This window comes from Hyella patelloides LEGE 07179 (assembly GCF_900659865.1).
GTDB lineage: Bacteria > Cyanobacteriota > Cyanobacteriia > Cyanobacteriales > Xenococcaceae > Hyella > Hyella patelloides.
The window spans coordinates 1-14,652 of record NZ_LR213939.1; the positions used below are offsets into that span (position 1 = coordinate 1).

A 14,652-nucleotide genomic window follows, 5' to 3' on the forward strand; every position below is an offset into this window, starting at 1 on the left:
AATTGACCAATACTAAGGTTTTGAGCAATTACCAAACTACCACCATACCAAAGTAAAACCACCGAACTAATTGACGAAATAAATTGGGAAATTAAACCATTGGCGATTACAATTTGATTGGTGCGAAAATTAACGCTAGCCAAACGACCAAAACGACTTTGTAACTCTTCCCAAGCTTGAGGCGCAGCGTTGCTAGTTTTCAAAGTCAAAGCACCTTTAAAAGTTTCCACCAAAAAGCCTTGGTTTTCGGCATCTAAGACTAAACCCCTACGAGTTTTTTGTTGTAGAGTGGGTAAAAACAGCATTACAGGAATAAACATCAATGCTGTCATGGCTGCTGCTACCAGCGTCAGCTTATTACTGTAGGTAAACATCAATCCCAGAGAAATCAAACCAATAAAAACCTGACTGGGTAAACTGGTGACAGTTTGGGTAAGTAAATTATTAATTTGGTAAATATCCCGTAGCCGACTGACAATTTCCCCACTACGACGAGTTTCATAATAAGTCAGAGGTAAACGCAAAATCTGTCTACCGAATTCTAAAATAAATCCTAATTGCAACCGTTGGGCAAAATGAGCAATCAAATTAGACTGCACTAGCCGACAAGTTATAGAAAACAGATTCATGGCAATTACGCCAATTGCCACTACATTTAATAATTGTCTATCGCCCCTAACTAAAACATCATCGGTAAGTATCTGCAATAAAAAGGGAAAAGCTAAAGACAGTAAGCCAATGACAGCATTAATCAAAACTGCCTGAATTAAAATATTACGGTAAGGTAAAATTCGCTTAAAAAACCGTCCCCAATTATTACCCTTATCTTCTTCTAACTGAGCAAAACGAATTTCATCAGGTATCAACAACAGCATAATGCCATTTGTCCAGCCCCGATCTAGCTCGCTACGAGACAGACGACGTACTCCCACTCCAGGATCGGCAACAATATATTTTTTCCCTTTTTTGCCGTAAATAACTACCCAGTGATAACCTTTCCAATGGATAATCGCTGGTAAAGGAGCTTCATTGAGGCGATCTATCAGTTGAGCATTTACCCGTACCTGACGAGCATTAAAACCCAGTGCTTCTGCTCCCCGTCGTAAACCCAAAAGTGTTGTACCCAGTTGTCCCGTACCAACCGCCTCGCGAATACGATGAAAAGAAAGGGTACGCCCGTGATACTTGACTACTGTAGCTAAACAAGCAGCACCACAATTTTCTTCCGAGGATTGCAACACTAACGGATATTTCATTCTTGGTTAATCAATATCCATAGAAGCTAAATTTGAAGTTATCAAACATAACTTATACTTATGGTCGTACTGATTGTGCTTGTTCTTTTATTTGCTTGTCGAATTCTGACATCACTTGCATTAACAGTAGGAATATCTTGTCTTCTACGCTTAATGAAGGATCATTAAGAGGACTTCCACCATTAACTTGAGAAGCCTCAATATCATCTAACTCTTCAACTTGAGATATCCAGTCAGTTTGTTGTTGATTAATTTCTGGTTTCATAGTTTGGTTCCTCCTAATATTTTAGTTTTTTTTAGTGCGATCTCTTTTTCTCAAAAAAATAGCTGAAATTAGATAATTTTTCGATAATTTCATTCTTGATTAATCAATATCCATGTTTTCTGCTTAGATTCTGTTTATTTCTGATTTGAATGTATAAATTGTTTAATTACTTTCACGATTTCCACTATTCCTGATTTCTTTATCTGTTCTATTCAATAAGTCAAGTAACAAGGATTCAGTTGATGGATATGGAGATCCACCACCATTAACTTGAGAAGCCTCAATATCATCTAACTCTTCAGTTTCAGCTAGCCAGTCAGTTTGTTGTTGATTGAATTCTGGTTTCATGGTTTAGTTTCTTCCAATATTTTTGTTTATTAGTCTAGTTTATTAGTCAAGTGCGATCTCTCTTTCTCAAATATTTTTAACGCTTAGTGTGAATTAGATGTTAGAGTTCTGACTCTAGCGTTAGTATTTCATACTCTTGCCTATTGCCTGTTGCCTATTGCCTAATCAGATTCAGGGGTTCAGATAATTCACATCAGACGTTTTTAGTAATACAACAACATCGAGGGCATAAAATTTTTCTCGGAAAACATTAACTGAAATTAGCTAATTTTTGTTGTCCCGTACCCACCGCTTCGCGAATACGATGAAAAGAAAGGGTGCGTCCGTGATATTTGACTACTGTAGCCAAACAAGCAGCACCACAATTTTCTTCCGAACGTTGCAAAACTAACGGATATTTCATTGTTGACTGAAAAATATTATCCGAGTAAATTTTGAATTTATACAGGATTTACTCTCATCTTTGCACCACTTAAGGCAGTACCGTAATCCGTTGGGGTAGCTGCTTTATGTATGGCTCCCCAGACTCCTCCACCATTAACTTGAGAAGCCTCAGAGTCATCTAACTCTTCAACTTGAGATATCCAGTTAGTTTGTTGTTGATTGAATTCTGGTTTCATGGCTTGGTTTCTCCCAATATTGTTAGTTTTCTTAAATGCGATCGCTTTTTCCTTAAATATTTTTAGGGCGTTGGTGATTTAAGTAATGACGCATAAAATGTTACTGTTCGTAGCTTTAAGCTCTAAGCTCTAAGCTCTAAGCTTTTGAGAACTTTTTATTCGCTCCTGCAAGTTAACTAAATAGAGTTGAAGCATTACATATTCAGCAACGCCATTTTTAGTAATACAACAACATCGAGGGCATAAAATTTTTCTCGGAAAACTTTAACTGAAATTAGCTAATTTTTGTTGTCCCGTACCCACCACTTCGCGAATGCGATGACAAGAAAGGGTGCGCCCGTGATATTTGACTACTGTAGCTAAACAAGCAGCACCTCAATTTTCTTCCGAGCGTTGTCAAACTAACGGATATTTCATTCTTGGTTAATCAATACCTATAGAAGCTAATTTGGAAATTTATTGTCCAGGTGACATACCTTTAGTGTTTGCTGCTGTCATTGCTGCATTCAACGCTGTCATTTCTGCCTGAGCTTCTGCTTGTGCTTCTTGTTGTGCTTCTAGTTGTGCTACTAGTTGTGCTATGTGAGCATCAAATCCATATCCACCATTAACTTGAGAAGCTTCAACATCATTTAACTCTTCAGTTTCAGCTAGCCAGTTAGTTTGTTGTTGATTTTTTTCTGATTTCATGATTTGGTTTCTCCTAATATTATATTTTAGTTTATCAGTCAAGGGGGATCGCTTTTTTCTTAAATATTTTTAGTAGTACAAAAACATCGCTCGCCTAAACTTCTTCTAGAAAAACTTTAACTGAAATTAGCTAAGTTTTCAATAATTTTACTCTGGATTTAATTTCTTTTTTTTCTCAAGAAATATCTTACAATCTAAAAATATCAAATTAGTTTTAATATATTATTCAAGCTCCCATTAAATCAGAATTAATCAACTATTGACAAAATTTTAACTATTGATTTTTAGCTATGCTTTAGCTAGTTCACTTGAAATAAAATAACCATTCTAAATCAACCTTAAAATTATAGTAGTTGAGTTTTTTTATTCTTACTATTAAGTAACTAAATAATGATTCGTACTCTCTTAGTTGATGATGAAAATTTAATTCGACAGACTCTACAAAGATATTTAGATTCTGAGCCAAATATAGAGGTTGTGGGAACTGCGGAGAATGGTAAAGAAGCGATCGCCTTAGTTGAAGAATTAGCACCTGATATAGTTTTAATTGATATTGAAATGCCAGAAATGGATGGTTTAACGGCGATCGAGTTATTATCTGAGCGTTTTTCTCAAACCAAAATTATCATCCTCAGCAGCTATGATGATTCGACATACTTAGATAAAGCTTTAAGAGCAGGTGCAAAGGGTTATTTACTCAAAAGTTTATCCCCAGAGGAATTATCACAATCAATTCAGTTAGTTCATCGAGGATATTTACAAATAGCACCAGAATTGAGCGATAAATTATCTTTGTTAAACAAACATGACGATCGTTCTTTAGTTGTCAAGCAAGCCACCACAACAGAGAGTTCTCTTGCGATTAAAGAAGTTAATCGCGATCGCTCTATGATTGCCTATAGCTATGATTCTTTGCCATCGGATATTAACTTGTTACCCCTAGTTGAACCAGAGGAATTTTTACCTGCGGTCAGTCGTTGGACTACCAGAGGCGGTATGATACTGCTGGGTATTTTTGGTACAGCCCTTTTTCTCACTAACGTATTGAAATACAAAACCACAGTCAAAGCAGATGTCAAAATTCGTCCTACAGGAGAACTGCGTCTAGTTCAGGCTGCCATAGAGGGTACTGTCACCAGCATTCAAGTAAAAGCCAATCAAGCTATAGATCGAGGAGATATCATTGCAACCATAGATGCTTCGGATTGGCAAACCAAACAAAATCAACTACAGCAAAAACTAAATCAGAATGCAGCACAGCTTGCTCAAATCAAAGCGCAAATTGCCGAATTAGATAGACAAATCGCAGCCCAAACCCAAGCTTTAGAAAGAGAGCTTGCTTCTGCCAAAGCAGATTTAGCATTAAGCCAACAAGATTATCAGCAACAAACCGCTACCACCCAGGCGGAGCTAGAAGCAACCAACGCTACCGTAAAATTAGCTCAAGAAGAATTAGCCAGATATCAACAACTTTCTGAGACAGGAGCAGTTTCTGATTTGCAAATTAGCGAAAAAAAAGCGGGTTTACAAGAAGCTCTCGCGAGACAAAAACAAGCTCAAGCTGCGATCGCTCCTAGTGCAGCTAATATTACTAAAGCTCAAGAGCAAATTGCGCGTCAACAAGCTGAGAGTCAAGCTCAAATCAGTGTCCTAAATCGCGATCGCCAAGTATTAGTAGAGAAACAAATCGGTTTGGAAAAAGAAACTAAAAGCGATCGTTTAGAGTTACAGCAGTTACAAAAAAACGCCGAAAAAACTACTATTCGAGCTTCAGCTTCAGGTATAGTGCAACAACTCAATCTGCGTAATTCTGGACAAGTAGTTAACCCTGGAGAGGCGATCGCTACTATTGCTCCCAGGGATTCAGACTTAATTGTTAGCGCAGCAGTCGCGCCTCAAGATATCGGTAAAGTGGCGATCGAGCAAAAAGCACAAATTAAAGTTTCTGCTTGTCCCTATCCAGACTACGGTATTTTGACAGGAACGGTTGCTACGATTTCTCCCGATGCTTTTGAACCAGAATCATCAACTAATAATAATTCCGAGGGAAACAATAATAGTTCTTATCAAGTGACTATCAAACCGCAAAATAATTTTGTCGGAACTCAGAAGCGCAAATGTTCGATCCAATCGGGAATGAATGGTAATGCAGATATTATTACTCAACAAGAAACTGTCTTGAGTTTTTTATTAAGAAAAGCACGATTAAAAACTGGTATTTAGAGCATTGCTGCTTTAATCTCTGAAACATTGTGTTGCCAAAAATACCAACAGACAGAACAGAATATTTCTTTATTATTGAGATATTTTTACTGTACGGGCGACACAAGCTCTTGAAATGAATTCAAGAGACACATCCTCCTTAATTCACATTTATTTGCTCAGAAGTTTTAGTTTAATGATTAATTGTTAAATTCTAAAAGAATATCACCAAAATTTTCTCGCTCGATTAGAGTATTTTGAATTATTTTAAATGCTTGCTCCTCCGTAGTTGCTTCTTTTGTTATCGGATTTTCAGGATATAATTTTTGCCATTCATCAACTGTCCATTCCCATGGATTTTTTATTACGGTACTTTTTACTTGATTTCCACAAATTTCCATAATATTTAAGTACCTAAGCAAAATTAATCGTATATTTTGTGCAAAGTTGATTAGGAGATTTTCTGTAGCCTATACTAGTGCGAAATAACTTTCCTAATCTTTGGTTTCTAACCATTTGTATTTAATAAATTGCCATTAATTCAAACATTGGGTGTCTGTTGCTTCACTCACAAATGAAAACACAGTATTGGCGATCGCTTTTTTAAAACCAGTTTTTTTAGTCATAATACATTAAATTTAAGTTGCCAAACTAACGAAAACCCTATATTATTAAAGGTAATACTGATGAAGTAACCAATCAACAGCAATCATATAAAAAAATTAGATGTTGCTTAAAGATTGCTAGATTTGGTCAGATGCAAAAGTAGGAAGTATAAAAACAAATTAATATTTTGTTCTTTCGTTGTTGACACCTCAATTATTTAAGATACCAAAGGCTGTCAATAGCCTGTTCGAGTCATAAAGAAACTATGGTCTTACTCAAGAAAGATTATATTTTGTATGTGTGTGTTGTCTTTGATGAGTGTCAGTCAGGAAAAGAGTTTTGCTGTCTTTATTAAGTAGACAGTAGATTAGAACTCGCTGCACAGTAGATAGTAGAAATATACCGAATGATATGCACATTACCCCTTGTTTACTAATCCCTTTTCTCAGTGGAATGTATCTTTTAAGCGTTTACATTTTACTAAGACTTTGCCAACTGAAAGGTTTTCAAAGCTTGCTCAGTTCTTGGCAAAATAATGCTGATGTATCAGTAGAAACTAAAGGTTAAAAGAGCCAATTTGTTATATTTAAAAAATTTTCTTTCTATAGAAGATTACCAAATTAAAAGGGTACAAAGTCAACTGTTGATTTTGTACCCTTTTCTCTAAAACAACCAGGTTCGCTCTGAACCATACAATAAGCACTATTTCAGAGTATAATTTGATAGTTCGGTGACAGCTAAGTGTAAGGAGAATCGGGTTTAAACCACGATTCTGAACATCCGCTTAGAATCTCCGTTTTTTTTTAAGCGGAGAGTAGTCAATACTATATTAATGCTACTTAATTGTTAGACACCGAGTTAGTCTGGAATTTACAACGTGCTAATCAAATTGCTCTGAGCTTTGCTAACTCCTTGGACTTAGAGGAAATTTCTCGCTTGGGAACAGATGGGTTGGTTAAGTATTTTGACTGCACTTTCGCTCGAATTTGGCTAGTTGAACCCGACGGTAAAATGTTGCGATTAGTAGCCTCATCTGGCTTATACACTCGCACAGATGGTTCTTTTAGTCGCATCCCAATGGGAGCATATAAGATTGGCAGAATTGCTCAAAATCGTGTCTCCCTATTGAGTAATAAGTTACCAGAGGAATCTTGGGTTAGATATCCTGAATGGGCGATCGCTAATAAGCTGAAAAGTTTTGCAGGTTATCCATTAGCTAATTCAGACAAGGTAATCGGGGTGTTGGCTGCGTTTAGCCAAAATCCAATGAGACAGGAGTTTTTAGAAGTCTTGTTAAATCTCTGTACTAGCTTAACGGTAGCTTTAGAAATTGCTTCCCTACACCAGCAAGAAAAACAGAATTTACAAGCTGTCAAGTCTACAATCATTCTTCCCGAACTTTCCCTTTCTGACAGTTTGGCTCGTATACTGGTTCGGACAAAGTTGACAGTTTTAGGTACAGAAAGAAGTCTCGACTTATCTCAGACTCAAGTATTTTTAAAAGTTGCTGAGATACTTAAAACTCTAGATTGTACTTACTGTCGTTTAACTTATGAAGTAGATTCGGTTTCTTTAGAAGCGATCGCTGATACCTCCTCCATAATTTCTCAGTCACCAAAAGAATGGGAACAGGTATTTTTTGGTAATTTGATGTCCATCGTCTCATTTTGCGGTGGAATTCTCGAAATCAATACCGAAGCTAGTATTCAAGTGATTCAAGTTTCTTTGACTTTTCCATCTCCAGTAAATGCTCCCGATCTACCCTTGTGTATTCAATGTCGCTTACCATTGTTGCAAACAGGATTTACTCAGCTAGCTTATTTAGCTAACTTAAAAATTTCTGCTAGTGGCGAACGTCATATTCCCCTGCTTACAGATCGCCCTTCTTTGGTATCAAATAGCGATCGCATTATTTGGGTTAATCAAAATAATTCAACAATAGTTCCTAGTGGAATAAAAGCTCAAATAAACCTCTCCACAACTTCAAGCCAGTTAAAGGAAGCAGTTGCAACTATTATGAACGGAGGTAATTGGGGACTTGACAATCTTACTCAAGAACAACAAATACTTTCTCAGCGAGAACGGGAAGTAATCGCTCTTCTAGCTAAAGGATTACGCGATCGTGATATTGCGGAACATCTCCATATTAGTAATAGTACAGTTAAGTTTCACGTTAACAACATTTTAGTCAAGCTAGAAGCAAAAACTCGACTTCAGGCTCTTTATAAGTTGATGAATACCGAGGGATTAGAGCTTTGAATTTCCCAATACCATATAGATTCAAATTGCCCGAAAAGTTGAGCTACTGGGCTTTTTCTCATTAGAGATCTTCCCGAGAATTTTTTGGCAAAGATTAGCAATTGCGATCGCAATTTTGTGTTAATCTTAAAATAAGCGATCGCCTTTATCGTGCTTAATATTGATACACTAACAGAATCATCACTAAGGATATTCGGGAAACTCCAATGATGTAAGTGTGACAGAAAAAGCACCGCCAATATCATTAAATTCAAATGTAGTTAAAGTATCGCCATCTTCAGAAAAAACACCCAAACTTGCATTTTCAATAGTAGTTAAATCCAAGAAAACATCAGGACTACCAACACCATCAAAAGTATATTCGGGAAACTCCAATGGTGTAAGTGTGACAGAAAAAGCATTGTCCAGAACAATAAAATCCTGCAATGGTTGTTCAATTGCACTCGGACTTAAAGGTAAGTCCCTGATCTCACCTGTCTTACCAACAAAAACAAAACTTGTTTCAGCGAAGTCCTCCAAATCCAGCACAGGTTGAGAGGAAGCATCAAACTGAATACTCAGATCGCTGACAGAAAAACTATATTCGGGAAACGCCACTGAGGTAACATCGACAGAAAAAGCACCTTCTGCGAAATTCAGAAGCTCTATTTCTAGTGTTGAACCAAAATCCACATCTCTGATCGTACCTGGTTCACTAAGAAAACTTATTTTCACAGGTGGAACAAAATCAAAACCAGTTAAGGGATCACCATCAGGAATTGAATCAATGTTGAAAAGTTTGTAGTTCATAATTTGTGCTTTTTTTAATTTGTAAGTTCGTGAGAAAACAGGACACACTAGAGGCATAAAGATTAGTTATGTTTGTTCTGAGCTACTTGCAGCAAACATAAACTTTGCTCTCTATAACCCCGCAAGTGCGAGCAGAAAACCGAATTAAGAGAAAATTAGCAAGTGAATCATGTTGGTCACTTAATTTAAATATTCAATTAAAACAGTTATTGCCAAAGATAGTTTATCAGATTCAATCCTTGATTTCTCTAAAAAGCAATGACTAATTTCTATGGTTTGGGGCAAACACCTTGATGTCAGTCAATTGAAGAAACAAGATTAAAACAAACTACCAAAAAAATTGAGTAAAATCGAATGACAATTAATTTCATGATTATCCTGATTAAAAACCATCGTCTTTACTTAATTCTTTAATTTCTAATTAACAATTGACGCATTAATATGGCTGTTACAAGCTCTTCTTACCCCAAAGCACCAGAAAATAAACGTAATGTAGGTAGACAATATCAAGCTTCCTTAATCTTGCTAGGAATTAGTGTGGTATTCTTTGGCGGTATTGGTTCTCGTTTGGCATATTTGCAGCTAGAACAAGGAGAAGCTAATCAGCGCAAAGCAGACGAAAATAGAACTCGCATTATTCCTAAGCCTCCTGTTCGCGGTAATATTTTTGACCGCAAAGGCAAAGTATTAGCCACTACTCGTTTGTCTCATTCAGCATATATTTGGCCCAAAGCGCAAAAACAAGAAAATTGGCAGGAAATTCGCGATCTTTTAGCGAAAATCTTAGAACTTCCCCCAGAAGATATTCAAAAACGAGTTGAAGAAGCTGGCATCAACTATCCTAGTTTAATTCCTGTAGGTCTTAATTTAACTCCTGCTCAAGTAACCGCCATTGAAGAATATCGTCCCCAATTAAAGTGGGTGGAAACAGATATTATTAAAGTCAGAAATTATCCTCAAAAAGAAGTAGCTGCCCATATCTTAGGTTACACGGGAGAATTAGATCGGCAAGAATTAAACCGCAAAAAACCAGAAGGCTATCGTCTGGGGGATGTGATAGGCAAAATGGGAGTAGAAAAATCCCATGAAAACCTATTACGAGGGAAATGGGGAGGCTTAAATTTAGAAGTAGATGGCGCGGGAAGATTTATGAGGATTTTAGGAGAAACCCCGCCGAAATCAGGAAAAGATATTACTTTAACTCTCGATCTAGAGCTTCAGAAAGCAGCAGAATCGGCTTTGGGAACGCAAAAAGGGGCAATTGTGGTGTTAGACTCCAATAACGGTGCTGTGCTGGCTATGGCGAGTTATCCCCGTTTCGATCCTAATATATTTTCTTCTCCAGTTACTCCTCAAATGTGGCAAGAGCTACAAGCCAAAGGTAATCCTTTTTTAAATATGGCGTTGCGGGGTTTTCCTCCTGCTTCTACTTTTAAAGTGGTTACTGCTACTGCTGGTATGGAATCGGGGAAATATCCTCCCAATACGATTTTAAGTACTTACGCTTATCTCAATGTAGGGGGAACACTTTTCGGGGAATGGAATAAAGCAGGATTTGGCAGAATGAACTACGTCAGTGCTATGGCTTGGAGTAGTAACACCTTTTTTGGTCAAGTGGGTAGGGGTTCAGGAGGGGAAAATCTGATTAAATGGGCGCGAAATTATGGTTTTGGAAAACCCACTGGTATAGAGTTAGAAGGAGAAACTGGGGGCTTGATTGCGGATGATGCTTGGAAAAGAATGAATTTTCGCAATTGGGGCTGGACAGCAGGAGATACAGTTAATATGTCCATTGGTCAGGGTTTCACTTTAGCTACTCCTTTACAGGTTGCAGTCATGTTTAGTGCGATCGCCAATAACGGCTACCAAGTACAACCTCATCTTCTTCGCACTGATAATGATTTGAAGCAGCAACAAAGAGTCAGCCTGAATCTCAAACCAACCACTCTTAGTACTATCAGAAAAGGTTTAAGAGCAGTAGTTAATGGCGGTACAGGAGGGCGTTTAAATATCCCTGAATTACCTCCCTCCGCAGGAAAAAGCGGTACAGCAGAAGCACCCCCAGGAAAACCCCACGCTTGGTTTGGCGCGTTTGCACCCTACGATAAACCTGAAATTACAGTTGTGGCATTTGCCGAACATTCTGGTGGTGGCGGTGGCTCAGTAGCAGCACCTATGGTACGTCAGGTGATGGAAGTTTATTTTAAGGAAAAAAAAGAACAGAAGTCAGTAGTGGAAGAGGTAATAAGTAATCGGTAATGGCTATTGTTCGACAATCAACAAGCAATCAGCAACCAGTAACTAACCACTAAAAATATGGCTTTAATAATTGCGGGAGAACGCTCTGGAGTAGGAAAAACTACGATTACTCTGAGTATTCTGGCTTTTTTAGCTCAACAAAAAAATAAAATTGTCCAAGGATTTAAAGTAGGGCCAGATTATATCGACCCGATGTTTCATACTGCTATTACGGGGCGTTCTTGTCGAAATCTCGATTCTGTTTTGACTTCTCCCGATTATGTGCGCTCTTGCTTTGCTCTCCACAGTAGTTCAGCAGATTATGTAGTCGTAGAAGGGGTTATGGGTTTATTTGATGGGGTGAAATTATATTCTGAAACAGATTACGCTAGTACGGCTCATGTTGCTCGATTATTGGCTATTCCTGTCTTGTTAGTGTTAGATTGCTCGCGTTTGTCTGGATCGATAGCAGCGATCGCTCATGGCTTTAAAACCCTCGATCCCAGAATAACTATTGCAGGGGTAGTTCTCAATCGAGTAGCAAGCGATCGCCATTTAGAATTATTAGAAGATGCTCTGAATAACATCAAAATGCCTATTTTAGGAGTAATTCGCCGACATAGTGAAATAACCATCCCAGATCGTCATTTAGGACTGATTCCCACCGCAGAATTACCAGCAATAACTCAAGTATTCAATAAACTAGCCCACATAGCAAAAACAGCTTTCAATTGGGATAAACTATTACCTTTATTACGAGCAACCACTGATAACCCACAAATGTACGGGCGAAGAGGGAATCGCCCCAACAACCAACAACCAACAATCAACAAACCTCTTAAAATAGCCATAGCCCGCGATCGCGCTTTTAACTTCTATTATCAAGATAATTTGGACATTTTGCGCCAATTAGGGGCAGAATTAAGTTTCTGGAGTCCTCTAACTGCAAAAAGCCTTCCCCCAGATGTAGCTGGTTTTTATTTTGGTGGTGGTTTTCCTGAAATGTTTGCCGAAGAATTAGCAGCCAATAAACCTGTAAGAGAGCAACTAAAACAATCAATAGTCCAAAACATCCCTGTCTATGCAGAATGTGGAGGACTAATGTATTTATGCGATCGCTTAATTGATTTAGAGAGTAAAATTTGGGATATGGTAGGCTTTATTCCCACTACCGCTACTATGACATCTCGTCTCACTCTTGGTTATCGTCAAGCTTTTCCCCTCAACAGTAGCTCTTTAATACCTACTTCCTCTAACTCCCCTACTTTCATATGGGGTCATGAATTTCATCGCTCTGAGTTAACAACTATTCCCTCTCAACCCTTGTGGCAAATCAAAGGCTGTAATTCCCAAAGTAAAATGGCTATAGAAGGATGGCAAATTAAAAATGTCCATGCATCTTATGTGCATCTTCATTTTGGCAAAACTAAATTTTTACTTAAAAGATGGCTAGATGGTTGCCGAGATTATAAAAATCAGTTAGCATAACAATCAGTAAGTCTCCAAAGACAACTAGAAATAACCATTTAGGGATATAGGAGGTGATGCCCATGATTGAAAGTAGTATGATCTTGGGTTCTCAGATCGATATTAGCCGGCTGTGCGCCGAGGCTGTTCTCTAGCAACTAGCCTACTAGCTTAATTTTAAGCTCAGTGTAAGTGACTTGTTCGAGTTCCTCTCGGCAGTCAGGTTTCGATTTAAGAACCCTACTAGACCGCTCTCACTATCAAGCAAATAACTAGGTTACAGCGAAAGTTGTATTTTATCTATTTGTTCACGGTGAGAGCGGATAGCTTTTTTTAGGGGAAATTTTACTCAACAATTGTTAATTGGAGATTGAGGTTAAAAGTCTCTATCTTGAAAAAAACTCTTCTTGTCAGAAAAGACAATTGTCTATCATCTATTGTCTATCATCTATTGTTTACAGGTGAATCACTATAAAATACTAAAAGTTAATGCTCAAGCAACGGCTATAGAAATCAAACAGGCTTATCGTAAGCTAGCAAAGTTATACCATCCCGATACTAAAGAAGCAGAAACTAATGGGGAAGAAATTATTAGAATCAATGCTGCTTATGAAATCCTGAGTAACCCCCGAAGTCGCCGTCGATACGACCAAGAATTACAATTGGGGGGTAACTACGAATCTTTATCTCATAGACAAAAGCGGACTGCTAAAGCTTCTCAAGAATACAGCCGTCGTCGCCAAGCAAGCAAAAAGCAAGAAATTAGCTATCAACAGTGGTTACAAACAGTATACCTTCCAAGCGATCGCTATATTCAAAAAATTCTTAATCCTTTAGAATCAGAAATAGACAATTTATCTGCCGATCCTTTTGATGACGAGCTTTTAGAAGATTTTCAGGCTTATTTAGAAGATTGTCGTCATTATTTACAGCTAGCCAAACAAAGATTTGCTGCTTATCCGAATCCTGCTCAGTTAGCGAAAGTAGCTGCTAGCCTTTACTACTGTTTAAATCAGATTGAAGATGGCATCAAAGAATTAGAATACTTTGTCTTTAATTATGACGAACACTATATTCACACTGGAAAAGAAATCTTTAGGATTGCTGAGAGACTACGCAGTGAAGCTCAAGAGGACATGGGATTTTTCTTCTAAAAAAAATAATTTGTAGCCTTCGAGCTAAACCGCATTCAGTTTGAAACCAGTAGTTTTAAGATAGCCGTGAGGATTGACTTAATAATTAATAATTATCAACTTAAGCATCAGCCACGCTATCAACGCTCCGCTTGCCAACAAACGATCCGACAAAGCAGCAGCCAGCATCAAGGTATTAATTGACGCGGTGAGCTTCGGCTGCTTTATCTTTTTATTTCTCAACCAGCCATCAGAGATTTAGAAGAAATCATTGATTATTTTTCTAATAGATAACTATTTTTTCCTAATCAATGACCCTATACAAAAATAAATATCGGATAGAATCTGCACGCTGTCCAAAGTGGGACTATGCTTCTAACGGTAATTATTTTATCACCATTTGTACTCGCGATCGCCTAGTTTTTTTGGGGAATGTAATTGCTAGAAAAATGCAATTGTTAGATATTGGGGTAATTATTGCCCAGGAATGGCAGAAAACCGCACAAATTCGCCCGAACGTTCAATTAGATGAATCTCTCTACTATGAAAACCGCATCCCCGAACTAGAGCTTACTTTCCATTATCGATCCTGAAAATAACACTACCAGCTATAGTTATACCAATTTCCTAAACTTAGACTACACTTAAAGAGAAAGGGATAAAAGCGATCGCGAACTATGTCAGGAGTAGTAAAAATTGAGATAACTGAATCGGCAGAAACTCTCAAAAAACTGTTAATAAATGCCAGTACAGCACAAGAGAAAGAAAGAATTCAAACT

The 14,652-nt window shown here is 37.7% G+C and carries 14 protein-coding genes and 2 pseudogenes; 7 read left to right on the plus strand and 9 right to left on the minus strand.

Annotated elements, in window-relative coordinates:
• The 7 genes and pseudogenes from H1P_RS22220 to H1P_RS22245 all read right to left on the minus strand — a co-directional run.
• On the minus strand, window positions 1-1,256 hold a 1,256-nt coding region (locus H1P_RS22220), incomplete at its 3' end, for a peptidase domain-containing ABC transporter (RefSeq protein ID WP_144871452.1).
• 58 nt (window positions 1,257-1,314) lie between these two features.
• Window positions 1,315-1,521, minus strand: coding sequence for a hypothetical protein (locus H1P_RS22225; RefSeq protein ID WP_144871454.1), 207 nt, complete (start codon window positions 1,519-1,521; stop codon window positions 1,315-1,317).
• Window positions 1,522-1,683: 162 nt separating this feature from the next.
• Window positions 1,684-1,869, minus strand: a complete 186-nt coding sequence (locus H1P_RS22230; protein ID WP_144871456.1) for a hypothetical protein — start codon at window positions 1,867-1,869, stop codon at window positions 1,684-1,686.
• 274 nt (window positions 1,870-2,143) lie between these two features.
• Window positions 2,144-2,272, minus strand: a pseudogene (locus H1P_RS22235) (cysteine peptidase family C39 domain-containing protein); the annotation flags it as partial.
• Between the two features lie 37 nt (window positions 2,273-2,309).
• The gene (locus H1P_RS22240) at window positions 2,310-2,489 is read right to left on the minus strand and encodes a hypothetical protein (protein ID WP_144871460.1); all 180 of its coding nucleotides are present in this window, start codon (window positions 2,487-2,489) and stop codon (window positions 2,310-2,312) included.
• Between the two features lie 264 nt (window positions 2,490-2,753).
• Window positions 2,754-2,852, minus strand: a pseudogene (locus tag H1P_RS39450) (hypothetical protein); the annotation flags it as partial.
• Between the two features lie 93 nt (window positions 2,853-2,945).
• Entirely contained in the window at window positions 2,946-3,179 is a 234-nt protein-coding gene (locus tag H1P_RS22245; protein WP_144871462.1) for a hypothetical protein, read from the minus strand.
• Window positions 3,180-3,569: 390 nt separating this feature from the next.
• Here H1P_RS22245 and H1P_RS22250 point away from each other — a divergent pair, with 390 nt between their 5' ends.
• Window positions 3,570-5,402, plus strand: a complete 1,833-nt coding sequence (locus tag H1P_RS22250) for a response regulator (RefSeq protein ID WP_144871464.1) — start codon at window positions 3,570-3,572, stop codon at window positions 5,400-5,402.
• 179 nt (window positions 5,403-5,581) lie between these two features.
• Here the strand turns inward: H1P_RS22250 and H1P_RS22255 are convergent, their stop codons facing one another.
• Complete coding sequence (locus H1P_RS22255; RefSeq protein WP_144871466.1) at window positions 5,582-5,782, minus strand: hypothetical protein; 201 nt, start codon at window positions 5,780-5,782, stop codon at window positions 5,582-5,584.
• Between the two features lie 616 nt (window positions 5,783-6,398).
• On the opposite strand from H1P_RS22255, the gene H1P_RS36370 reads away from it, so the two are divergent.
• Both H1P_RS36370 and H1P_RS22260 read left to right on the plus strand, forming a co-directional pair.
• A complete protein-coding gene (locus tag H1P_RS36370; RefSeq protein WP_186376083.1) occupies window positions 6,399-6,554 on the plus strand; it encodes a hypothetical protein in 156 nt (51 codons plus the stop codon).
• A gap of 276 nt (window positions 6,555-6,830) precedes the next feature.
• Window positions 6,831-8,246 (plus strand): LuxR C-terminal-related transcriptional regulator, encoded by a 1,416-nt coding sequence (locus tag H1P_RS22260; RefSeq protein WP_144871468.1) that lies wholly within the window; start codon window positions 6,831-6,833, stop codon window positions 8,244-8,246.
• A gap of 183 nt (window positions 8,247-8,429) precedes the next feature.
• Here H1P_RS22260 and H1P_RS22265 read toward each other — a convergent pair whose 3' ends face one another.
• Window positions 8,430-9,035 carry a hypothetical protein gene (locus tag H1P_RS22265; protein ID WP_144871470.1) on the minus strand — a complete coding sequence of 202 codons (606 nt, stop codon included), beginning with the start codon at window positions 9,033-9,035 and terminating at the stop codon, window positions 8,430-8,432.
• 441 nt (window positions 9,036-9,476) lie between these two features.
• Between H1P_RS22265 and mrdA the strand changes: the two genes are divergently transcribed.
• The 4 genes from mrdA to H1P_RS22285 all read left to right on the plus strand — a co-directional run bounded on the left by mrdA (window position 9,477) and on the right by H1P_RS22285 (window position 14,466).
• Window positions 9,477-11,294, plus strand: coding sequence for a penicillin-binding protein 2 (gene mrdA, locus H1P_RS22270; protein ID WP_144871472.1), 1,818 nt, complete (start codon window positions 9,477-9,479; stop codon window positions 11,292-11,294).
• 57 nt (window positions 11,295-11,351) lie between these two features.
• Window positions 11,352-12,761 carry a cobyrinic acid a,c-diamide synthase CobB gene (locus tag H1P_RS22275; RefSeq protein ID WP_144871474.1) on the plus strand — a complete coding sequence of 470 codons (1,410 nt, stop codon included), beginning with the start codon at window positions 11,352-11,354 and terminating at the stop codon, window positions 12,759-12,761.
• Between the two features lie 440 nt (window positions 12,762-13,201).
• Window positions 13,202-13,894 carry a J domain-containing protein gene (locus H1P_RS22280; protein WP_144871476.1) on the plus strand — a complete coding sequence of 231 codons (693 nt, stop codon included), beginning with the start codon at window positions 13,202-13,204 and terminating at the stop codon, window positions 13,892-13,894.
• 290 nt (window positions 13,895-14,184) lie between these two features.
• Complete coding sequence (locus H1P_RS22285) at window positions 14,185-14,466, plus strand: hypothetical protein (RefSeq protein WP_144871478.1); 282 nt, start codon at window positions 14,185-14,187, stop codon at window positions 14,464-14,466.
• Window positions 14,467-14,652 lie beyond the last annotated feature (186 nt).